Source organism: Pedobacter africanus, from assembly GCF_900176535.1.
GTDB classification, from domain to species: Bacteria; Bacteroidota; Bacteroidia; order Sphingobacteriales; family Sphingobacteriaceae; genus Pedobacter; species Pedobacter africanus.
Window position 1 is genome coordinate 1,013,778 of the sequence record NZ_FWXT01000001.1, and the last position, 21,067, is coordinate 1,034,844.

Below are 21,067 nucleotides of genomic sequence, written 5' to 3' on the forward strand. Positions count from 1 at the left end.
ATTTGCCGCACTATGGCAAAAATATCCATTAACCTGGCTACAGGTTCACTGCAAAAAGAAGAAATCATTGTTGGAATTGACTTAGGGACTACCAATAGCCTGGTGGCCTTTATCAACCCGGATAAAAACCCTCAGGTCATTAACGATACTGGCAAAGGGCTTCTGGTGCCTTCTGTAGTACATTTTAACAAACAGGGCGATACCCTTGTTGGAAATGAAGCCAAAGACTTCCTGATTACAGACCCTGAAAATACCATATTTTCAGTAAAACGTTTACTTGGCCGCTCTTATAAGGATGTAGCGGCGCATCAGGATACTTTTTCCTATAAAATTATTGACGACGAGAACGACGCACTGGTAAAGATCAAAGCAGGAGATAAATTTTATACCCCAATAGAACTCTCGGCTGAGATTTTAAAAGAGTTGAAAGGCCGGGCCGAACATGCACTGAAAACCCCTGTAAACAGGGCCGTGATTACGGTACCTGCCTACTTTAACGACAGTCAGCGACAAGCCACCCGCGATGCCGGACGTTTAGCAGGCCTGGATGTATTGCGGATCGTTAACGAGCCTACGGCTGCCAGTCTGGCTTACGGGCTCGGCCTAGACCCTACCCAGCAAAAAACCATTGCAGTATATGATCTGGGTGGCGGAACATTTGACGTCTCCATATTGGCAATACAAAACGGGATTTTCGAAGTCCTGTCTACTAACGGGAATACTTTTTTAGGAGGTGATGATTTTGACCGTGCCATAGTCCATTATTGGATAGAAAAAAACAAACTCAATACAGAAACGCTTACTGCGGCTTTGATGCAGTCGCTCCGCTTAAAGGCCGAAGAAGCCAAGAAAGCCTTAACCACGCAAAACCTGTTTAACGAAAAGCTGGATGAAATCTGGTGTACACTGGACAGGCAGACCTTTGAACAACTCATTGCCCCGAAGGTAGCGGAAACCATTAATTCCTGTAAACAGGCCCTGGCCGATGCCAGACTGGACGTTCCCGCCATTGATGAAGTGGTGCTGGTGGGTGGCTCAACGCGCACACCTTATGTGAAACAACAGGTAGCTGCCTTCTTTAACCGGGAACCGCACGATAAGATCAACCCGGATGAAGTAGTTGCCCTTGGTGCGGCCATACAAGCCGATATCCTTGCCGGAAACCGGTCCGACATCCTCCTGCTCGATGTTACCCCGCTCTCCCTGGGCATCGAAACCATGGGCGGTCTGATGGATGTGATCATTCCAAGAAATACCAAAGTACCCACCAAGGCAGGCAGGCAATACACCACATCGCTGGACGGACAGGTAAATATGAAGATCACTGTTTTCCAGGGCGAGCGCGACCTGGTGAAGGAAAACAGGAAATTGGCAGAGTTCGACCTGAAAGGAATTCCGGCCATGCCTGCGGGCCTGCCGAAGGTAGACATCAATTTTATACTCAATGCCGATGGAATCCTGACTGTTCAGGCCATTGAACTTCGTTCTGGCGTTAAGCAGGAAATCGATGTGAAACCCAGTTACGGACTTACGGACGACACGGTTGAAAAGATGCTGGTAGACAGCATTACCCATGCCAAAACCGATATAGAGCAGCGTATGCTCATCGAAGCCCGCAGTGAAGGCGAACAACTGGTCTATACTGCCGAACGCTTTATTGAAAAACATGCGGTATACCTTACCGCCGAAGAAATTTCGGAAACCCAAAAATATATAGCTGCGCTAAGAGCAGCCTTATCCGATCCGGAAAAGGATGTTATCCTTAAAAAAACAGATGAACTGAACGAATTTACACGTCCTTTTGCAGAACGGGTAATGGATGTAGCTGTTTCTTCGGCCATGAAGGGAAAAAGTATTGAATAAATAACCAGGCAATACTCCTGTTTGCATACGTTTACAATAATGAAGACAACATTTATTATGGTAAGCCTTTGCGGAGCATTGCTGCTCTGCAGCTCCTGGGGCTTTTATGCCCATATGCACATCAACCGGCTGGCGGTTTTTACCCTGCCTGGGGGAATCAACTCTTTTTATAAAGCAAACATCAAATACCTGTCAGATCATGCGGTAGACCCGGATAAACGCAGGTATGCAGATACAGCCGAAGCAGCGAGGCATTACCTCGATGTTGAATGTTATGAGCCCCATATTGATAGCATACCACACCGCTGGCAGGATGCAGTAAACAGGTACGGTTTAAAGAAATTAAATGAGAATGGCACCCTTCCCTGGCAAATCCTGAAAAGCTACTTTCAGCTGGTCAATGCCTTCAAAAACCGGGATTCCATTAAAATACTGATTTACTCTGCCTATATAGGACATTATGTTGCAGATGCACATGTTCCCTTGCATACCACTCAGAACCACGACGGTCAACTGAGCAATCAGACAGGTATACACGCCTTTTGGGAAAGCAGGCTGCCCGAATTGTTTGCGAAAAATTACAACTATGTAGTAGGGTCAGCGGCTTATATTGAAAACCCTTTAAAAGAAGCCTGGAGGATCATCAGCAATACCCATAAAAAGGTAGATACGGTGCTCCGTTTGGAAGCGGCACTGAATGCAAGCTTCCCTGCCTACAGAAAATACAGCTATGCGGAAAGAAATAACCTGGTCAGCAAACAATATTCTCTTGCTTACTCAAAAGCCTATCATAAAGGCTTGAACAATATGGTAGAACGACAGATGCGGGCTTCCATTCTGGCTATTGGTTCTTACTGGTATTCTGCATGGATAGATGCGGGGCAGCCTGAACTTAGCACAATGAACTAGTTCACCTTCTCCTCTTCGGTCAGCACTTCTTCCGTTACTGTAGCAGCTTTTTTGCTGAATTTAGATTTAACAGCAGCAAATATGGCCGGGAAGAAGGTAACTACGGCAATGACAACAATCACAATGTCGAAGTTTTTCTTTACCACAGGGATCTGCCCGAGTAAATAACCTGCCAGCAATAAACTCGCAATCCAGGCCACACCGCCAATTACGTTAAACATAGTAAACCGGCCAAAAGGCATTTTGGCGATACCAGCAACAAAGGGTGCTATTGTTCTGAAAATAGGCAGGAAACGACTGAATATGATGGCCTTTCCACCGTGTTTCTCAAAAAACTCGTGCGACTGGTTATAGTATTCCAGTTTAAGGATTTTGTTATTAGGTTTAAATACTTTAACACCAAAATATCCGCCCAACTTATAATTCAGGGAGTTGCCCAGGATAGCAGCAGCAATCAGCAGCAGCATCATTACCCAGATGTTCAGTCCTGTATTTCCACCGGCAATCAATGCGCCCATGGCAAACAATAAAGAATCACCCGGCAAAAATGGGGTTACCACGAAGCCTGTCTCGGCAAAAATGATTAAGAAAAGAATGGCGTAAGTCCAGTTCCGGTAATCTCTGATGATCTCTTCCAGGTGCTTATCAATGTGCAGCAGGAAGTCAACTATAAAGCTAAAAAATTCCAAGTGTCTTAAATTAAGCCCAAAAATAAAAATATCATGGCAATAACCATGATATTTTTATGATTAGAATTGTCATAATATCTGTTCGGCAATCTAAATTAGTTTTGAACGATCACGTGACCGGTTAAAGTAGTAGCATTGGCACCGTCAATCCATATGGTATAATTTTTACCCGCCTGAAGTGCCCCGTCTACAGATGCTGAGGTAACTGCACCGGCAGAAAAGGTAAATTTAGTACCAGGATCAACCTGAATATAATCCGAAAATGATTCGTATTGTACGGCCGGTATCAGGTTTACCCCTCCGGTAATCCCAACTGCAACGTTGGCGGCTAGAAATCCGTTCAGGTTAATAAACCTCACTTTGGCTTTACCTGTAACTGTGGTCATATCATCACCCAGCAAACCCATTGCAAGTGTACCTCCCGATTTTTTGTAATAAAGCGCAGTTATATAGGCACCAATAGGAACTGACACCTGCTGCGAAGTTGCATTTGCAGTAGTAGTACCTGTGTTCATCGAAGCGAAAACATTTACACCAGAAGTGAAAACGAGGTAGTCAGAATTCGACCCATAAGCAACTGCTGTAGTTGTTTTTTTTGTATCGTTGATATACAAATCCTGCGCCGCAGAGCCTTCAACACAATTCACATGTTTAACCCTTGCCTCTCCTACCGGCTCCGGTTGTGGATCATTTTTCTTGCTACAAGAGCTTAATAATATTACAGCACTAACGCTGGCTATCGCAAAGGCCATCCAGGCCTTTGAGGATAATAAAAATGTTGGTTTCATATCTTCTATTTTTTTATTCGGTCAAAAACAAAATGGCTCGGTCAAAAACCAAGCCATTTATCGTTATTTTGTTTATAAAACTAGTTGTAATTGTTTAACATAACCGGCATTACCAGCATCAGTACGTCTTCATGCTCATTGTTGGTCTGAGGGATCAGCAAGCCGGCCCTGTTTGGACTGGATAGTTCAAGTGTCACTTCCTCTCCGCTTAAATTGCTCAGCATTTCGATCAGGAACTTTGCATTAAAGCCAATTTCAAGATCTTCCCCTTCATACTGACAGCTTAAACGCTCATGTGCCTCATTTGCAAAGTCGAGGTCTTCTGAAGAGATATTCAGTTCGCTTCCACTGATCTTCAGCCTTACCTGGTGTGTGGTTTTGTTTGCAAAAATAACCACACGACGTAGGGTATTCAGGAATAAAGCCCTGTCAATTACCAGTTTATTCGGATTATTGGCAGGAATAACCGCTTCGTAATCCGGATAGCGTTCGTCAATTAAACGGCAAACCAGGTTAATATTCTCAAATTTAAAGAAAGCACTTGTTGCATTGTAATCAACGGATACATTGATATCTGTTGAGGGCAATGCGGCTTTTAATAAAGTCAGGGCTTTTTTAGGCAGTATAAAAGATGAACTCTTATCTGCTTTGCTGTCCATACGCCTGTACCTTACCAGTTTGTGTGCATCTGTTGCCACAAAAGTGATGTATTGCTCAGAAAGCTGACAAAAAACACCCGTCATTGCCGGACGCAATTCGTCACTGCTTACTGCAAAAATAGTTTTGGTAATGGCTTCGGTTAAAACAGAAGCCGGTAAATTTACAGATGAAGCATTTTCAACCACGGGAATCTTCGGAAAATCATCTCCGTTCTCTCCGCTCAGTTTATACTTACCATCACCTGCGCTGATCTCAATAGAGAAAGTACTGTCATCAATATTGAATGAAATCGGCTGATCGGGCAATGTTTTTAACGTATCTAATAATATTCTGGCTGGCACAGCTACTTTTCCGCCCTCTTTGGATTCTACCGCTAAAGATGTGGTCATGCTGGTCTGTAAATCTGTAGCAGAAATCGTTAAATTCCCTTCCTTAATCTCAAACAGGAAATTTTCCAGTATAGGCAAAACAGTGCTGCTGCTCGATGCACCGTTAACTGTTTGCAAATGTTTTAAAAGCGTTGATGTGGATACAATAAATCTCATAGTTATGATCTAGTCAGTTCTCAAAAATATAAAAATTACCTTGCATACTTATGTTTACGGTAATAATGTTGAAAAATTGCGAACGATATTAACAATAATAATGGAACGAGGATATTAACCAGCTGCCACTGCAGCTTTTCGTTGCGCAAACGTGCCTTATCCAATAACCTGATTTTAACCTCTTTATTGCGTAGTTCAATTAAATTGTCATCATTCGACAAATAATCGGCAATATTTAACAACAATGCCTTATTTCCATAATTTCGCTGCGTATATCGGTCGAAACCAAGTGGAAAAGCTGAACCATCCCGACTGCTAACCTGGTTTTTGAAGACATCACCATCGGCGATGACCACCATTTTTGAGGGCTTTGCCACAGCAGGTAACGGATAGGCTTCATCAATACCTGCAGGTAATTCCCTGTTCAAAAATACGGAAGGGAAAACCCCTTCCAGCAGTACCCCGGTTGCCTGCGGCACACTCGCATAATCACGCGGGTCCGGCTGCTCGGCCACCATTTGCAGGGAAAGCATTTTTGGCGCATTAAAAACCTTATTGAAGGGCGAACAGCGCAGGATCACTTTTTTACGGATACCTTTTACCCCTATGGTATCCACTGTACTGACAAACTCACTTCTGATACCGTCGATGTTCTTTACCAAGGCAACAGCAGTATCAGGCATCAGTAAGGGATAATATACCCAGGGGGCCATTTGAATTTGTCCCTGCGAACCGCCCATGGCTAAAGGGATCTCGGCACAGTTGGCATCGGCAATGAGGTTATAATTTACCCTGGCCCCATAAATAAAGAGCATATCGTCCAGGTTCAGTTTCCGGTTAAAGGCCAACTGCTCGGTCTTACCCTTCAGGCTGTCCAGATCGGCACTCACCTGGTCTATACACCACACCACACGCCCACCGTTCATCACAAAGTAATTGAGCTTATATTTTTCGGCTTCGGTAAATTCTTTCTGGGGTTTGGCAATCACCAACAGTTTGAGCTTATCCAATCCAGAACGGTCAATCAGGTTCAGGTTTACCCTGCCAACTTCATAGCTGTCAGACAGGCTTTTGATGGCATCGTTCAGATGCAGGTCAGACAACTCTCCATTGCCTTCCGTAAAGCCTATTCGGGGATGCTGTCCGCTCAATACTTTTTGTATGGCAGAGGTAAATACATATTCCAGGCTTTGGATGGAATTGTTGATATTCTCTTCATAGCTTCCCTCGGCATTCAGGTTTTGCAGCAGCTTTACCGGAAAATGTTTTTCTCCGGCCTCAACTATAGCCATTGGGAAAATGGTTTTCTGGGCAAAGCCATTGTCGTTTTTGATGTTGAGATTGGTAGGCTCCACCCCCAGCTGGAACAGCTGATTGATGGCTGTATCCTGTTCCGCTGCAGATAAACCGCTCATGGGATCTGTAAATATAACCTTAACCTCTTTATCTGAATAAGCCCGGTAATCGGTCAGCAGATCTTTGGTTGCCGCTTGCAAACGTTTAAAGGCTGCCGGTAAATCGCCATCCAGAAAAACGGTGATCACAATAGGCTTTTCGTTTTTTTTTAAGATAGATTTGGTCTTATCGCTAAGTGTAAAACGTTTTTCCTTCGTAAAATCTATCCGTGTATAAACGTACTGAGATGCGATATTGGCCAAAACAACCAGGGTAAGAACAATACCTGCATTCAGCCAGTTTTTTTTGTTGCTTACCATTTCCGACCTCCTATAGCCAGCCGTGCTGCCGTAAGAAAGAGCAATACAAAGCTGATAAAGTAGATGAGGTCCCTGGTGTCCAGTACCCCCCTGCTCATCGATTGATAGTGTTCATTTACACTCAACGCGAGCAGTGCCGTTTCAAAATACCTGATGGCAAACACCTGGCTCATGGCATCAAAGCCCATATAACAAATAAAGCAGGTAAACACGGCTATGGCAAAAGCAGTAACCTGGTTTTTGGTGATGGAAGAGGCAAAAACACCTATTGCGGCAAAGGCAGCCCCTAGCAACAGCAAACCTATGTAGGAGCCAGTTACTGCGCCGGTGTCTATGTTGCCTTTAGGCATACCCAACTGGCTAACAGCACAATAGTAGATCAGTGTGGGCAGCAAAGCAAACAGGATAAGCAGCAAGCAGGCAAAGTATTTGGCCAGTAAAATCTGCCAGTCGCCAAGCGGTCTTGCAGCCAGTAAAATATAGGTACCCTCTCTTCTTTCTTCTGCAAAAGAACGCATGCTAAGTGCAGGGATCAGGAACATAAACAGGAAAGGCGCCAGGCTAAAGAAACCGGTCAGTTCAGCATAGCCGTAATCCAGTATAGAGGTGTCCGGGAAAAACCAAAGCAGCAAACCTGCAGCCAGCAGGAATACCCCAATGGTGATATAGGCCATCAGCGAATTTAGCTGGCTGAACAATTCCCTTTTAAAAACGGCGTACATGCATCCTCTAAAAATTATACCCTGCCCGTATTCCGGCAAATGAACGTGTACCGCCGCTTCTTGCCCAGTTCTCATACCTGAGCCCGATATCCAGGCTCCCGTTTTTACCTACAGGCCATGTGGTGCCCAGGCCTGGCACATAAACAAAGGAAGTACCCGATCCGGAGCCGCTGGCAGTAGATATGGAAACACCCAACTCCGCAGCAGCATAAACCTTGCTGCCAAAAAAATACCTGGCACCTGCTTTTATGGGTACAAAACCTTCCTTGTATTTGATGTTGGTAAAAACATCGGGGCCATGAAACCTTAAATACCCCACATTACCGGTAATACTCAGGTTATCGGCAACCGGTTTTTGATACAGTAGTGAAACGCCGATCGCATAATCGGCCACATCCTTAAAACCGCCAACCGGAAAAGCGCCATCCAGACCAAGGCCAATCTGCGACTCCCTTGATTTGGTTTGTGCATTCAACTGGTTAAGCATTAAAAAAAAGGCCAGCGACAGGAATAAAATTTTCTTCAGCATATGGGTACTTATAGATCTTTTCTCAACAGGGTTTTCCAGCTGGTCTTGCTGGCAATCAGTTCATCCAGGTGTTTAATCTCGATGCGCTGCTGCTCCATGGTATCGCGGTGGCGGATGGTTACGGTATTGTCTTCCAGGGTCTGATGGTCCACGGTAACGCAGAAAGGCGTTCCAATGGCATCTTGGCGACGGTAACGTTTTCCAATGGCATCTTTTTCTTCATAAATGCAATTGAAATCCAGTTTCAGGTTATCCATAATTTCCCTTGCTTTTTCAGGCAGTCCGTCTTTCTTGGTTAAAGGGAAGATGGCCACTTTATAGGGAGCAAGACAAGGATGCAGGCGCAGCAGTGTTCTGCTGTCCTGTTTTTCTGACGTGCTCAGATCTTCCTCTTCAAAAGCATTGATCAGGGTAAGCAGGAACATACGGTCTAAGCCGATAGAAGTTTCAATTACATATGGCACATAATTGCCATAAGGCTTGCCTTCTTCGTTAAGATCGTTGTCAAAATACTGCATCTTCCTGCCTGAGAATTTCTCGTGCTGCGAAAGGTCAAAATCAGTACGGCTGTGGATACCTTCTACTTCTTTAAAGCCAAAAGGAAATTCAAACTCAATATCTGTTGCGGCATTGGCATAATGCGCCAGTTTTACGTGATCGTGATAACGGTATTTTTCAGCTGAAGTACCCAAAGCCTTGTGCCATTTCAGACGCGCCTCTTTCCAGTAGGCAAACCATTTCTGGTCTTCGCCCGGTCTTACAAAGAACTGCATTTCCATCTGTTCAAACTCACGCATCCGCATAATAAATTGACGGGCAATCACTTCATTTCTAAAAGCTTTACCAATCTGGGCGATTCCGAAAGGGATTTTCATACGTCCTGATTTTTGTACATTCAGGAAGTTCACAAAAATCCCCTGAGCGGTTTCAGGGCGCAGGTAAACTTCCTCAGAACCCTCTGCCATGGCTCCAAACTGCGTACTGAACATCAGGTTAAACTGCCGTACCTCTGTCCAGTTTTTAGTTCCGCTTACAGGACAGGCGATCTCATGCTGTTCAATTAAAGTCTTTAGTTCCTGCAGGTTTTCGGCTTTAAGCGCCTCATCCATATCGGCCTGCAGTTTGGCCGCTTTATCTGATTTACCGTCTTTTTCATAACGGGCAATTTTATCTTCCAGTAGCTGGTCGGCACGATAGCGTTTTTTGGAATCCTTATTGTCGATCATCGGATCGTTAAAACCATCTACGTGACCGCTGGCCTTCCATACTTTAGGGTGCATAAAGATGGCAGAATCTATCCCTACAATATTTTCATGCATTTGCACCATGGCTTTCCACCAATAGGTCTTGATGTTGTTCTTTAATTCTGCACCCAGCTGTCCGTAATCATAAACTGCGCTCAGTCCGTCATAAATTTCGCTGCTTTGAAATACAAAACCGTATTCCTTGGCGTGTGATATTACATTTTTAAATTGTTCGTCGTTAGTATGTTTTGCCATAATGATGCAAACTTAGAGAAAATATTTTAATGGTTTTCATGAATAAGAACCTGTTTTTCCTACTTTTGAAAGTGATCTCCGGTGCAAACCTAAAAATTAAATCAATTGAGCATTAAAGTACAGCAGTTAGCCAAACATTTCGATAAACAAAAAGCAGTTGACGGGATTAGTTTTGAAGCAAAACCAGGAAGGATACTGGGCTTCCTTGGGCCAAATGGCGCGGGCAAGTCGACCACCATGCGTATGCTTACCGGTTATTTAAAACCTACATCGGGCACTGCCAGTCTGGCGGGCTATGACGTACAGGTGCAGGCACTGGAAATGAAAAAGATCATGGGCTACCTGCCCGAAAATACCCCTTTGTATACCGACATGTATGTAAAGGAATTCTTATTATTTGTAGCCAACACTTACAAGCTGAAAGATGCCGCTTTAAAAGTCGAGGAAACGATCAAAAAAACAGGTTTAACTGCGGAACAGCATAAGAAGATCGGAATGCTGTCCAAAGGCTACAAACAACGTATAGGCCTGGCTCAGGCCATAATACACGATCCGGAAGTACTGATCCTGGACGAGCCTACCTCCGGTCTCGATCCGAACCAGCTTAACGACATGCGGGAACTGATCAGGAACCTGGGCAGAAACAAAACCGTTATCCTTTCCACACACATCATGCAGGAGGTAGAAGCTGTTTGCGACGATGTGGTCATCATCCACAAAGGAAGCATTGTAGCCAATGACACCATTGCAGGCCTTAAGGCGCAGCATTCGGGTGCCACATTGGAGGAGATTTTCAGAACACTCACCTACAGTTAAATTTTCTACCCTCTGAAGGGGGATTTTTATGACATCTGATATTTTATTTAATTTTTTAGAATATTCCCTTGTAACAATGGCAAAGTTTTTGTGTCTATGGAATAAATCAATTAGAAATTAAATAAAAAACACATGAAAAAATTATTTCTACTAACAGCTATCGCAGGTTTATTTGCAATTTCAAACGTAAAAGCACAGGATGCAGCAATGTCTGGACCTAAATTAGGTATTGGTGCAGAGTTTGCATTCCCAATGGGAGATTTTGGAGATGGCTACAAATTTGGTGTAGGTGGTTCTTTACAATACCAACACCCGATTGCCAACAAATTGAATTTGACAGGAAGCGCAGGTTACCTAAACTTTACAGGAAAAGAAGTTACTGTATTAGGCACAACTTTTAAAAATGAGGCAATAGGATTTATTCCTGTAAAAGCAGGTTTAAGATACTTCCTTGCTGAAAACATCTTTGTAGGTGGTGAACTTGGTGCTGTTTTCGGGACTAAAGACGGTGTAGGAACAGCTTTCGCTTATTCACCAGGTGTTGGTGTTGAGTTTCCGGTTGCAGACAAATCGACTATTGAACTAGGTGGCCGCTATGAAGGATGGTCTAATGACGGAACTTCCTCGTTCATCGGTTTAAGACTGGCTTGGAACTTCGGTTTGTAGTCAAAAACTAAAATCATTAAAAAGCCTGTTTGAATAAATCAAACAGGCTTTTTTTATGAATGTTAAACAAAATACTTAAATTCACCTGCTGCTTGAAGAGAATATTAACAGGCAGATTGGGCTTCTTGGCAACCTTTTCGCATCTGCATCATAAGAATTAGCAAATCAAATTTATTTCATTTTCGAGAGCAAAATTAAATCTGCCTGTAATTTCTGTTCAAAAAGAAACCAGCAAAAAAATACCCAACAGTAAAATTATTTAACACATATTTTTATCTTCGCGCCATCTTAATTAACGAAAAAAAATATGAGAAAATTATTTATCATTCTACTATCAGTGAGTACTTGTTTAACTGCTTTTTCGCAAGAGAAAGGTAGTTTTGAATTTGGATTTAACGTTGGTTATAATCTTTCTACAGTAACAAGCGGATCAACTACCAACAGCACCTTCAGAAGTGCATTTAACGCCGGAGGCTTTGGTGATTATTATTTTTCAAACAGGTGGAGCATTAAAGCGAAATTAACTTACGATCAAAAAGGTTGGAACGATGGTTTTATAACCAACTTAAACAATGGACAAAGTTTTAAAACCGATTATCGCATTGATTATTTAACGATACCAGTTATGGCAAACTGGCACTTTGGAAAAAAAAGAAACTGGTACCTGAATTTTGGCCCCTATGCCGGTTTTTTGTTAAATGCTAAAGAAACCATGTTCAACACAGACTTAAAAGAGATTATGAACAGTACCGATTTTGGCTTAGCCGCTGGAATAGGTGTTAAAATTCCAGTAGCTAAAAAATTAAAAATTCTATTGGAATTAGATGGGCAAAGCGGTTTTACAGATGTGCTCAAAAACAATCAAGGCAGTACCATCAACAACTCCAGAAGCAGCTTTAATACAGGTTTAGTTTTCGATCTTTAAAATTTCACTTCTTTAAAAGACTGCTCAAAGTATATTCCCAGTTCATTCTGGCAATATTTAATACCGATATGCTTTGCGGGCATTCCACCTCACAGGCTTCTGTATTGCTGCAATGCCCAAATGCTTCGGCATCCATCTGCCCTACCATGGCCAATGCCCTTTTACGGGATTCTACCTTGCCTTGCGGCAGTTTGGCCAGATGTGCTATTTTAGCAGAGGTAAATAAAGCAGCACTGGAGTTTTTGCAGGTAGCTACACAAGCCCCACAACCAATACAGGCTGCAGAATCAAAAGCAGATTCTGCAGCTTCATGATCAATTGGAATGCCATTGGCCTCGGGCGCCTGTCCGGTATTTACCGACACAAAGCCACCAGACATGATGATCCTGTCGAAAGCCGAGCGATCTACCTTCAAATCGCGCTTTACCGGAAAGGCCATTGCCCGGAAAGGCTCCACATAAATGGTATCCCCATCTTTAAACTCGCGCATGTGCAGCTGACAAGTGGTCAGATGTGCTACAGGACCATGCGCCCTTCCATTGATCATCATTCCGCATTGCCCGCAAATTCCCTCCCTGCAATCGTGATCAAACTCTACAGGCCTCTCGCCCGCCAGCACCAGCTTTTCGTTCAGCGTGTCCATCATTTCCAGGAACGACATATGGGGAATCACCTCATCCAATTCATAATCAACCAGTTTACCTTCACTTCCGGCATCGTTCTGCCTCCAGATTTTCAGATATATCTTCATCACCTTGTTGTTATTTATAACTCCTTACTGCCAGTTCAACATTTTCAAATTTCAAAGGTTCGGGCACCAGCACCTCTTCCTTACCTTCTCCCTGGTATGCCCAGGCAGAAACGAAACAAAACTTCTCGTCGTTCCGTAAAGCCTCGCCCTCCGGGGTCTGATATTCTTCCCTGAAGTGCGCCCCGCAGGATTCCTCCCGGCTAAGCGCATCCCGGCACATTAGCTCGGCCACTTCCAGATAATCGGCCACCCGGCCCGCCTTTTCCAGCTCTCCGTTCATCTCATCTTCTTCGCCCGACACCTTTAGGTCGCTATAAAAGTCGTCACGCAACTCACCAATGCCTTGTATGGCTTTTAGCAATCCTTCCCTGCTCCTCGACAAGCCGCAATAATCGTAAAGCAGCTTACCCAGAGTTTTATGGTAATGATCACAGGTTTTACTGCCCTTAATTTCCAGCAAGCTGGAAAGCTGCGCCCTTACACTTACCTCAGCGTCTACAAATTCCTGCCTGTCCAGATCCAGCCTGGGTGCTTTGATTTCTCCCGAAAGGTAATTGGAAACTGTATATGGGGCCACGAAATACCCATCCACACAAGCCTGCAGCAGGGAATTTGCCCCCAGGCGATTGGCCCCATGATCGGCAAAATTGGCTTCGCCCAATGCAAATAACCCCGGTATGGTGGTCATCAGCTCATAGTCAACCCATAAACCACCCATAGAAAAATGTGCTGCCGGCGAGATCATCATTGGCTCGGTATAAGCATCTGTAGCTGTAATTTTGCGGTACATATCGAACAGGTTGCCATATTTTTCTTTGATTTTTTGTTTACCCTGTTCTTTTATGGCTTTAGAAAAATCAAGATAAACCGCATTCTTTTGCGGTCCAACTCCAAAGCCTGCATCTATCCGCTCCTTTGCCGCACGCGAAGAGATATCGCGCGGAGCCAGGTTTCCGAAAGCAGGGTAGCGCCTTTCCAGGTAGTAATCACGTTCGGCCTCCGGGATGTCATTTGGCGCCCGCTCTTCACCGGCCCTCAATGGCACCCATATCCTGCCATCGTTCCTTAATGATTCCGACATCAGTGTAAGCTTAGATTGGTAAGCTCCAGACTGAGGCAAAGAGGTGGGATGTACCTGTGTCCAACTCGGGCATGCCATAAATGCCCCTTTCTTATGCGCCCGCCAGATGGCAGAGGCATTGCAGCCCATGGCCAGGGTAGATAAGTAATAGATCTTGCCAAAGCCACCTGTAGCCAGAATTACCGCATGCGCAGTATGTCTTTCGATCTCCCCAGTGTCGAGGTTGCGCACAATTATCCCTCTGGCCTTTCCATCCACAACAACCAGTTCCATCATTTCATGCCGCGTATGCAGCACCACAGCTTTGGCAGCCACCTGCCGCATCAGCGCCTGGTAAGCGCCCAGCAGCAGTTGCTGTCCGGTTTGTCCCCTGGCATAAAAGGTGCGGCTTACCTGTACACCTCCAAAAGAACGGTTGTTCAAATAGCCACCGTACTCTCTGCCAAAAGGCACACCCTGTGCTACTGCCTGATCGATCAGTTGTCCAGAACATTCTGCCAGCCGGTATACATTGGCTTCACGCGAGCGGAAATCGCCACCCTTAATCGTATCATAAAACATACGATAAACGCTATCGCCATCATTTTTATAATTCTTGGCAGCATTAACCCCGCCCTGAGCGGCTACAGAATGGGCACGCCTGCCTGAATCCTGAAAGCAGAAAGCAGTAACGTTATAGCCCATCTCTGCCAGTGATGCTGCAGCCGAGCTTCCTGCAAGGCCAGTTCCCACCACAATCACATCCAGCTTTTTACGGTTTGCGGGGTTCACCAGCTTTGCATGGTCCTTATAATAATTCCATTTATCTTTTAGCGGACCGGGAGGTATTTTTGCGTTCAGTTCCATAAAACATATTGGCTTAGGTAAATATAAAGTGGAATAATGGCAAAGCCGATGGCAATGGTATAACTGTACCAGATACCAAAAACCCTGACCCACCGAACATATTTGGGGTGATAAACGCCCAGACTGCGGGCCGCGCTGAAAAAGCCATGTAAAAGATGAAAGCCCAGAGCGAACATCGCCAGCATATACAACAAAACATACCACCAGTCGCCGTAAACACCAATGACTACCCCATACAAATCTTTTTGCCCATGCTGATCTACCGGCAAACTGCCGAATTTATACTGATACCAGAAGTCCTTAAAATGAAAAACCAGGAAAACCAGTATGATGGTACCCAGAATACCCATATTGCGCGAATACCACTTGCTCGTTACGTTACGTTGATCATATAGGTACTTACCTGGTACTTTTTTATTTTTCAGGGTGATGAGCAATGCATCTATGCAATGGATAACAATAGATGCGTACAGCACATAAGATATGATTTTAATGAAAATATTTCCGGATAAAAGCTGGGAGTAGCCGTTAAAGCTTTCCCGCGCCTGCGCTGCAGGCAAGAGCAGCTGCAGGTTGCCCAGCAAATGGATAACCAGGAAAAAGCACAGGAACAATCCTGTGAGCGCCATCAGGGTTTTACGCATCAGGCTAGAAAATGTACCATTCTGATCCATGGATAAAAAAATTAATAAACACCTATTGCCTTCCACCACAGGCCACCTATCCCCATCCAGATTACGATAAAAATGATACTCAGTATAAAGCCGCGCGACCACCATTCTTTCACTTCAACAAAGGTGCTTCCAAAAAATACCGGTGCAGGGCCATGGCCGTAATGGGTTAAAGTACCATAAATACCACCGCAAAAACCTAATGATAAGGCGAGCAGCATAGGCGGGATACCCACCGAAACACCAACCCCGAGTAAAGCGGCATACATGGAGGCTACGTGTGCGGTTGCGCTGGCAAACATATAATGACTGTAAAAATAAACCAGGATAATGATGGGAAAGGCCATCGTCCAGCTCATATGGCCTATTTTAGCTTTTACCAGTTCGCTAAACCAGGGGATTAAGCCCAGCTGGTTTAGCGCGCTACCCATCATCACCAGGGCAGAAAACCATACAATGGTGTCCCAGGCATTTTTCTCGCTCTTCACATCGTCCCAGGTCAGCACCTGCGAAAGCAATAAAAACACAAGGCCTATAAATGCCGTGGTAGTGGCATCTATCTTAAAAATATCACCGGTGATCCACAGGAACAGCAATACAAAAAAAGCGGTCAGCATCAACCACTCATTGCGGGTAACCGCACCCATTTCTTTCAGCTTTTCGGTGGCCATCTTTGTAGCGCCCTGGGTCTTTTTCAGTTCAGGCGGATAAATCTTGTAGAGGACATAAGGGATCGCTATTAATGATACGATCCCCGGTATCAGTGCAGCCCACATCCATGACATCCAGGTAATGTGTATGCCCAGGTCGGCCGCAAATTTCTGGCACATCGGGTTACTTGCCGTGGCAGTAAGGAACATCGAAGAAGTAATAAGGTTGATGTTGTAGCAGTTGAGCGACAAATAGGCACCCAGTTTACGGTGCGTTTCGGGCTGTTCGGGAACAGAGCCAAAATTAAGCGCCATAGATTTCATAATGGGATAAATGATCCCTCCCCCCCTGGCCGTATTGCTGGGAATGGCCGGAGCAAGCACCAGATCTGCGAGGCCAAGGCCATAACCCAGGCCCAGTGAACTTCTACCGAATATCCGGATGAAAAGATACGCAATCCTGCTACCCAGTCCGGTTTTGATGAAGCCCCGGGCAATGAAAAAAGAAATGCCGATAAGCCAGATCACTTTATCACCAAAGCTACTCAGGGCCAAAGAGATGGACTTACCCGGATTACCCGGGGCAAGCACGCCTGTTAAGGCGACTACAGCAATAGCAATCATAGACATGGTACCCATAGACGCAGCTTTAAGGATAATGCCCAGAATGGTAGCCAGGAAAATGGCCAGCAAATGCCAGGCTTCAGGCTTTACACCTTCTGGCACCGGAATGAACCAGATCAGTAACCCAAAGGCCAGGGTCACCAGAATCATTTTGTAGTTGATCTCTTTCATGGGTATATTCTATTGTTTAGTTTCGACAATTAAAATCTGGCCTGTACCTGGCAAATCAGCCTGTTGGTATTGTACTGCGTGGTATTCGGTATATTGTTTTGATACCTGTCCATAAGCAGGCCAAGCTGCACCCTTATGGCGTAAGCTTCTGCAAAAGAAGCACTCACCATAGGGATATAACTTTGCCTGGCATTGCCCTGCTGTTTAAAGTCGGCATCCAGGTATTCATACCGGAAAGCAAACTCCAGGCTCTTCAGACGTGTGTGCTTAAAGCTATATCCAGCATTTGGCTGCAGATAGATGCCTCTCATCCCAAAATGGCTGACCGGCACCAACGGGTCGGCCTGGTCAAAATAAGCTACACTGTTTACCCCCTGTTTATATTCTGAAACCATTTCTATGTTCCACCTTTCATCCAGCTGCCTTTTATAGTCGATATCGGCACCCCAGGCCCATATTTTCTGCCCCATATTTTTACCTGCACCCGCGCTGATTCCCAGCTCTGTGCTTTTCCCCAGGCCAAATACCAGTCGCGCTGGAACAATTTTGCCATCGTCATTATCACCGGTCTGGTTCCGGTTATTGCCATTGTAAACACCGATATAATATTTTATGGCTATGGGGAGGTCTTTGATTGCCCCAAAATAGCTGGCACCAATCTGAAAGCTCTGCCAGCTGTTGGCACCAAACAGATAATATCCATTGGAATAATCTATGGAGCGCACAAAATCCACAGGATAATTGTCTTCCTGTCCAAACTGTGGCCTGAACTGACCAAACTGAAAATTCACATAATCGTTTATACTGTACTTGATAAAAGCATTTTCCAGTACCTTGTTTTGGGGGTTGCCGGTAAAATCGCCAAAGTTTACCAGGATAACGGCATTGATCCGGTCACTGATGGTCGCGTTCAGTTGAAGCCGGGCACGTTTTACAGAAAAAGAATTTCGTGAAAAATACTCGGTTCCGGTATGGTGTTTTCCGGCTATGTCCACATCCTTGTCCAACGAATAGTTAAACTGCGTTTGCAGCATTCCGGAAAAATTGATTTTGCTTTTTTCAGACAAATTCACATTTATTCCCTGGGCATTTATCATCACCGGTGAAAACAGCAAAAGGTAAAAGCAGGTTTGTTTGAAGTAAGAGAGCTCCATGGGCGCTTTAATTAGGTGAGTCGTGGTACACTAATATAAACAAAATTTTCTTCATTTAGTTTTGTGTTTAACTTAACCGTAAAAAACAGCATATCTGCTGACTTCCTGCAAAATAGGAGATAGCTTACACAACCGGTATGGGTCATCTTGTGCTCCCCTATAATAAAACGCTACCTGCTCCGGTATCGGGCCGTACCCACCTCGGCCTTTCCTCGCTCCGAACCGAACAAGGTCCGAAGAAAGTCCGAAGAAACACCGAGGAAGAAGCGAAGCAGGTAAAGTGTAACACCAGAACAACAATAGTACTACAGCGGAACATCAAACTGGCTTAAGTTTTGCTCAGCTGAGCCTATGAAACCCTTATTAGCATTTACCTTTTTTATCCTGTCGGCCTTGACTATAAAAGCCCAAAATACCAACGGCTGGACCAAAGAAGAATTGAGAATGGCCAATACGGCCGGGAATGCCGACTACCTTACCGGTGAAGAGAAAGATATGGTAATTTACATGAACCTTGTGCGAATGGACGGAGAGCGATTCTTTAACACCTTTTTGCAGGACTTTATTGATGCACACAACGAACAGATGAAACAATACAGCAATTACGAGAGGTTAAAGATAGACAGAAAGGATAAATATTATCTCAGCCTGAAAAACGACCTTAAGAACATCAAACTGTTGCCTGTTTTCTGGCCGGATGAAGCCCTGAGCCAGGTGGCAAAACTGCATGCAAAGGATTTGGGCAGGAACAATTTTGCCAAACATAACTCCAGCGATGGAAGAACACCAAAAGACCGGATCGGGAAACTGTACCCAAAAAGATCCAGCGGGGAAAACCTTGCATTTGGTTTTTCGAGCGGACTGGGCAACATCTGCCTGCTCCTGATCGATAAAGGGGTACCCGACCTGGGCCACAGGAAACTCATTCTGAACACCTCATACCAGTTAAATACGGTCGGGTTAAGCATTCAGCCGCACAAAACCTACCGCTATTGCGCAGTGATTGACTTTGTTAGTCTGCCAGATTAACATATAAATAAAATACCTAGCCATATTTTTTGATTTTGATAAAAATGTATCGAAATTTGCGTCATGAATTTCAATATCCATAATGACTTCAGTCAGTAAGCCCCCGGTCAGCTAAAAAATCACCGATCCGGGGGACACATTTTTATTTGTTTCAAATACCCAGCTCATTTATTTTATCATGGAAAATCAGAAAATCACCAAGGTGATTGGAAAAATATTGCTTTGGTTAGCATTAACCGGAACCCTTGCCCTTATTATAGCAGCCTTTTACCAGGCTTCCTCATTTTACCTGCTCATTGCCCTGCCATTGATCCTGATCACTGCGATAGGCTACGACCGCTTTCAATCTAAACACGCTGTATTGCGGAATTACCCCGTTGTGGGCAGATTACGTTATTTCTTTGAAGCCATAAGACCCGAAATGAGGCAGTACTTTTTTGAGTCGGACCTCGATGGAAAACCCTTTAACAGACGTCAGCGTTCTATTGTTTACCAAAGGGCAAAAAACGAAAGGGAGACTGTTGCCTTTGGGATGCAGGTAGACCCTTACCAGCAAGGCTACGAATGGGTATCGCACAGCATTTACCCCAAAAAACTGTCCGGTACCGATTTGCGGGTTATGGTGGGTAACCATCAGTGCAGCCAGCCCTATAGCTTAAGTATACTCAATATCGGCGCAATGAGCTTTGGTGCCTTAAGCCGGACAGCCATTATGGCTTTGAATCATGGAGCGAAATTAAATGGCTTTGCACACAATACAGGTGAAGGTGGCATCAGTCCACACCACGTTAAGGGTGGTGCCGACCTGATCTGGCAGATTGGGACCGGTTATTTTGGTTGCCGCGATAGCGAAGGCAATTTTGACCCCGCCCTGTTCCAGAAGAATTCCAGGCGCAGTTATGTAAAAATGATCGAGATTAAATTGTCGCAAGGCGCCAAGCCTGGCCATGGTGGTATTTTGCCAGCTGCGAAAAACACAGCCGAGATTGCAGAGATCAGAAGCGTCCAGCCCGGAACAACCGTCATATCGCCCCCTGCCCACAGCACCTTTAATGATGCAACCGGGCTGATGCATTTTGTAGCCCAGCTACGCGAGCTTTCGGAGGGCAAGCCTGTTGGCTTTAAACTTTGTATAGGAAGTAAACAGGAATTCCTGGACATCTGCACAGCCATGCTGGCCACAGGCATTTGTCCGGATTTTATCACCATAGATGGTGCTGAAGGCGGCACCGGTGCTGCTCCGTTGGAGTATACCGATTATGTAGGAATGCCATTGCTGGATGCCCTGGCGTTTGTCAGTTCTTCGTTAACAAAACTGGGCTTAAGAAAGCAGGTAAAAATCCTGGCCTCAGGAAAGATCATTACGGGATTCGACATCATGAAAGCCATGTCGCTGGGGGCAGATGCCTGCTATAGCGCACGTGGTATGATGATGGCCCTGGGCTGTATACAGGCTTTAAAATGTGACAGTGGCAAATGCCCTGTAGGGATTGCCACGCAGGACAAAAGCCTTTATAAAGGAATTGATGTGACCGATAAAAAACACAGGGTAGCCAATTTTCATAAAAATACCCTGCACGCTACTGCAGAACTGATGGAAGCTTGCGGGTTTGGCAGCCTGGAAGGCATTAGGCCTGAACATTTTCACCGCAGAATTGACACTACCCGGACCATGAATTTCAAGGACATCTACTTTGGAGCTGTAGCAGGTTAATTTATTTTGAACAATGATGACCAAATTACTTAAATTGGCAGCCTCAAATT

At 44.8% G+C, this 21,067-nt stretch carries 20 protein-coding genes; 8 read left to right on the forward strand and 12 right to left on the reverse strand.

Going from position 1 to position 21,067, the window contains the following annotated elements; translation table 11 throughout:
• Nucleotides 1-12: 12 nt before the first annotated feature.
• Both hscA and B9A91_RS04215 read left to right on the forward strand, forming a co-directional pair.
• Nucleotides 13-1,863, forward strand: a complete 1,851-nt coding sequence (gene hscA / locus B9A91_RS04210) for a Fe-S protein assembly chaperone HscA (protein ID WP_084237154.1) — start codon at nt 13-15, stop codon at nt 1,861-1,863.
• A gap of 39 nt (nt 1,864-1,902) precedes the next feature.
• The gene (locus B9A91_RS04215; RefSeq protein WP_084237155.1) at nt 1,903-2,772 is read left to right on the forward strand and encodes a zinc dependent phospholipase C family protein; all 870 of its coding nucleotides are present in this window, start codon (nt 1,903-1,905) and stop codon (nt 2,770-2,772) included.
• Here B9A91_RS04215 and B9A91_RS04220 read toward each other — a convergent pair.
• The 7 genes from B9A91_RS04220 to B9A91_RS04250 all read right to left on the reverse strand — a co-directional run bounded on the left by B9A91_RS04220 (nt 2,769) and on the right by B9A91_RS04250 (nt 9,919).
• Nucleotides 2,769-3,461 (reverse strand): DedA family protein, encoded by a 693-nt coding sequence (locus tag B9A91_RS04220; RefSeq protein WP_084237156.1) that lies wholly within the window; start codon nt 3,459-3,461, stop codon nt 2,769-2,771. The genes B9A91_RS04215 and B9A91_RS04220 overlap by 4 nt on opposite strands.
• A 95-nt stretch (nt 3,462-3,556) precedes the next feature.
• On the reverse strand, nt 3,557-4,249 hold the full coding sequence (locus tag B9A91_RS04225) for a DUF4397 domain-containing protein (protein ID WP_084237157.1): 693 nt from the start codon (nt 4,247-4,249) through the stop codon (nt 3,557-3,559).
• Between the two features lie 80 nt (nt 4,250-4,329).
• Nucleotides 4,330-5,454 carry a DNA polymerase III subunit beta gene (dnaN, locus tag B9A91_RS04230; protein WP_084237158.1) on the reverse strand — a complete coding sequence of 375 codons (1,125 nt, stop codon included), beginning with the start codon at nt 5,452-5,454 and terminating at the stop codon, nt 4,330-4,332.
• 35 nt (nt 5,455-5,489) lie between these two features.
• Nucleotides 5,490-7,169: a gliding motility-associated ABC transporter substrate-binding protein GldG gene (gldG, locus tag B9A91_RS04235; protein WP_084237159.1), complete on the reverse strand. Its 1,680-nt coding sequence runs from the start codon at nt 7,167-7,169 to the stop codon at nt 5,490-5,492.
• On the reverse strand, nt 7,163-7,891 hold the full coding sequence (gene gldF, locus B9A91_RS04240) for a gliding motility-associated ABC transporter permease subunit GldF (RefSeq protein WP_084237160.1): 729 nt from the start codon (nt 7,889-7,891) through the stop codon (nt 7,163-7,165). Before gldF ends, gldG begins: the two co-directional genes overlap by 7 nt.
• Nucleotides 7,892-7,898: 7 nt before the next feature.
• Nucleotides 7,899-8,420 carry a hypothetical protein gene (locus B9A91_RS04245; RefSeq protein WP_200815602.1) on the reverse strand — a complete coding sequence of 174 codons (522 nt, stop codon included), beginning with the start codon at nt 8,418-8,420 and terminating at the stop codon, nt 7,899-7,901.
• Between the two features lie 8 nt (nt 8,421-8,428).
• Nucleotides 8,429-9,919 carry a glycine--tRNA ligase gene (locus tag B9A91_RS04250; protein WP_084237161.1) on the reverse strand — a complete coding sequence of 497 codons (1,491 nt, stop codon included), beginning with the start codon at nt 9,917-9,919 and terminating at the stop codon, nt 8,429-8,431.
• Between the two features lie 105 nt (nt 9,920-10,024).
• Here B9A91_RS04250 and B9A91_RS04255 point away from each other — a divergent pair, with 105 nt between their 5' ends.
• From B9A91_RS04255 to B9A91_RS04265, 3 genes are all read left to right on the forward strand, one after another.
• Nucleotides 10,025-10,735, forward strand: a complete 711-nt coding sequence (locus tag B9A91_RS04255) for an ATP-binding cassette domain-containing protein (RefSeq protein WP_084237162.1) — start codon at nt 10,025-10,027, stop codon at nt 10,733-10,735.
• A gap of 132 nt (nt 10,736-10,867) precedes the next feature.
• Nucleotides 10,868-11,401: an outer membrane beta-barrel protein gene (locus B9A91_RS04260; protein ID WP_084237163.1), complete on the forward strand. Its 534-nt coding sequence runs from the start codon at nt 10,868-10,870 to the stop codon at nt 11,399-11,401.
• A 307-nt stretch (nt 11,402-11,708) separates the two neighbouring features.
• Complete coding sequence (locus B9A91_RS04265; protein ID WP_084237164.1) at nt 11,709-12,326, forward strand: porin family protein; 618 nt, start codon at nt 11,709-11,711, stop codon at nt 12,324-12,326.
• Nucleotides 12,327-12,330: 4 nt separating this feature from the next.
• Here B9A91_RS04265 and B9A91_RS04270 read toward each other — a convergent pair whose 3' ends face one another.
• From B9A91_RS04270 to B9A91_RS04290, 5 genes are read right to left on the reverse strand one after another with little or no spacing between them, the layout of a single operon-like run.
• Nucleotides 12,331-13,077: a succinate dehydrogenase/fumarate reductase iron-sulfur subunit gene (locus tag B9A91_RS04270; protein ID WP_084237165.1), complete on the reverse strand. Its 747-nt coding sequence runs from the start codon at nt 13,075-13,077 to the stop codon at nt 12,331-12,333.
• A gap of 10 nt (nt 13,078-13,087) precedes the next feature.
• Nucleotides 13,088-15,004 carry a fumarate reductase/succinate dehydrogenase flavoprotein subunit gene (locus tag B9A91_RS04275; RefSeq protein ID WP_084237166.1) on the reverse strand — a complete coding sequence of 639 codons (1,917 nt, stop codon included), beginning with the start codon at nt 15,002-15,004 and terminating at the stop codon, nt 13,088-13,090.
• Nucleotides 14,995-15,678 carry a succinate dehydrogenase cytochrome b subunit gene (locus tag B9A91_RS04280; RefSeq protein WP_084237167.1) on the reverse strand — a complete coding sequence of 228 codons (684 nt, stop codon included), beginning with the start codon at nt 15,676-15,678 and terminating at the stop codon, nt 14,995-14,997. The genes B9A91_RS04275 and B9A91_RS04280 overlap by 10 nt, the downstream gene beginning before the upstream one ends.
• Nucleotides 15,679-15,689: 11 nt before the next feature.
• The gene (locus tag B9A91_RS04285) at nt 15,690-17,120 is read right to left on the reverse strand and encodes an anion permease (RefSeq protein ID WP_084237168.1); all 1,431 of its coding nucleotides are present in this window, start codon (nt 17,118-17,120) and stop codon (nt 15,690-15,692) included.
• 29 nt (nt 17,121-17,149) lie between these two features.
• Nucleotides 17,150-18,274, reverse strand: a complete 1,125-nt coding sequence (locus tag B9A91_RS04290) for a porin (protein ID WP_084237169.1) — start codon at nt 18,272-18,274, stop codon at nt 17,150-17,152.
• 137 nt (nt 18,275-18,411) lie between these two features.
• Between B9A91_RS04290 and B9A91_RS23940 the strand changes: the two genes are divergently transcribed.
• The 3 genes from B9A91_RS23940 to B9A91_RS04300 all read left to right on the forward strand — a co-directional run bounded on the left by B9A91_RS23940 (nt 18,412) and on the right by B9A91_RS04300 (nt 21,017).
• Nucleotides 18,412-18,606, forward strand: a complete 195-nt coding sequence (locus B9A91_RS23940) for a hypothetical protein (protein WP_144008853.1) — start codon at nt 18,412-18,414, stop codon at nt 18,604-18,606.
• A gap of 19 nt (nt 18,607-18,625) precedes the next feature.
• Nucleotides 18,626-19,303, forward strand: coding sequence for a CAP domain-containing protein (locus B9A91_RS04295; RefSeq protein ID WP_084237170.1), 678 nt, complete (start codon nt 18,626-18,628; stop codon nt 19,301-19,303).
• Nucleotides 19,304-19,481: 178 nt separating this feature from the next.
• Nucleotides 19,482-21,017 (forward strand): FMN-binding glutamate synthase family protein, encoded by a 1,536-nt coding sequence (locus B9A91_RS04300; RefSeq protein WP_084237171.1) that lies wholly within the window; start codon nt 19,482-19,484, stop codon nt 21,015-21,017.
• Nucleotides 21,018-21,067 lie beyond the last annotated feature (50 nt).

What these genes read in the sequence shown, in the direction of transcription:
- B9A91_RS04280 (WP_084237167.1), bottom strand. Translation starts at nt 15,678, where the DNA reads ATGGATCAGAATGGTACATTTTCTAGCCTGATGCGTAAAACCCTGATG.
- B9A91_RS04290 (WP_084237169.1), bottom strand. Translation starts at nt 18,274, where the DNA reads ATGGAGCTCTCTTACTTCAAACAAACCTGCTTTTACCTTTTGCTGTTT.
- B9A91_RS04250 (WP_084237161.1), bottom strand. Translation starts at nt 9,919, where the DNA reads ATGGCAAAACATACTAACGACGAACAATTTAAAAATGTAATATCACAC.
- B9A91_RS04245 (WP_200815602.1), bottom strand. Translation starts at nt 8,420, where the DNA reads ATGCTGAAGAAAATTTTATTCCTGTCGCTGGCCTTTTTTTTAATGCTT.
- hscA (WP_084237154.1), top strand. Translation starts at nt 13, where the DNA reads ATGGCAAAAATATCCATTAACCTGGCTACAGGTTCACTGCAAAAAGAA.
- B9A91_RS04225 (WP_084237157.1), bottom strand. Translation starts at nt 4,249, where the DNA reads ATGAAACCAACATTTTTATTATCCTCAAAGGCCTGGATGGCCTTTGCG.
- B9A91_RS23940 (WP_144008853.1), top strand. Translation starts at nt 18,412, where the DNA reads ATGGGTCATCTTGTGCTCCCCTATAATAAAACGCTACCTGCTCCGGTA.
- gldG (WP_084237159.1), bottom strand. Translation starts at nt 7,169, where the DNA reads ATGGTAAGCAACAAAAAAAACTGGCTGAATGCAGGTATTGTTCTTACC.
- dnaN (WP_084237158.1), bottom strand. Translation starts at nt 5,454, where the DNA reads ATGAGATTTATTGTATCCACATCAACGCTTTTAAAACATTTGCAAACA.
- gldF (WP_084237160.1), bottom strand. Translation starts at nt 7,891, where the DNA reads ATGTACGCCGTTTTTAAAAGGGAATTGTTCAGCCAGCTAAATTCGCTG.
- B9A91_RS04215 (WP_084237155.1), top strand. Translation starts at nt 1,903, where the DNA reads ATGAAGACAACATTTATTATGGTAAGCCTTTGCGGAGCATTGCTGCTC.
- B9A91_RS04285 (WP_084237168.1), bottom strand. Translation starts at nt 17,120, where the DNA reads ATGAAAGAGATCAACTACAAAATGATTCTGGTGACCCTGGCCTTTGGG.
- B9A91_RS04295 (WP_084237170.1), top strand. Translation starts at nt 18,626, where the DNA reads ATGAAACCCTTATTAGCATTTACCTTTTTTATCCTGTCGGCCTTGACT.
- B9A91_RS04275 (WP_084237166.1), bottom strand. Translation starts at nt 15,004, where the DNA reads ATGGAACTGAACGCAAAAATACCTCCCGGTCCGCTAAAAGATAAATGG.
- B9A91_RS04265 (WP_084237164.1), top strand. Translation starts at nt 11,709, where the DNA reads ATGAGAAAATTATTTATCATTCTACTATCAGTGAGTACTTGTTTAACT.
- B9A91_RS04260 (WP_084237163.1), top strand. Translation starts at nt 10,868, where the DNA reads ATGAAAAAATTATTTCTACTAACAGCTATCGCAGGTTTATTTGCAATT.
- B9A91_RS04270 (WP_084237165.1), bottom strand. Translation starts at nt 13,077, where the DNA reads ATGAAGATATATCTGAAAATCTGGAGGCAGAACGATGCCGGAAGTGAA.
- B9A91_RS04300 (WP_084237171.1), top strand. Translation starts at nt 19,482, where the DNA reads ATGGAAAATCAGAAAATCACCAAGGTGATTGGAAAAATATTGCTTTGG.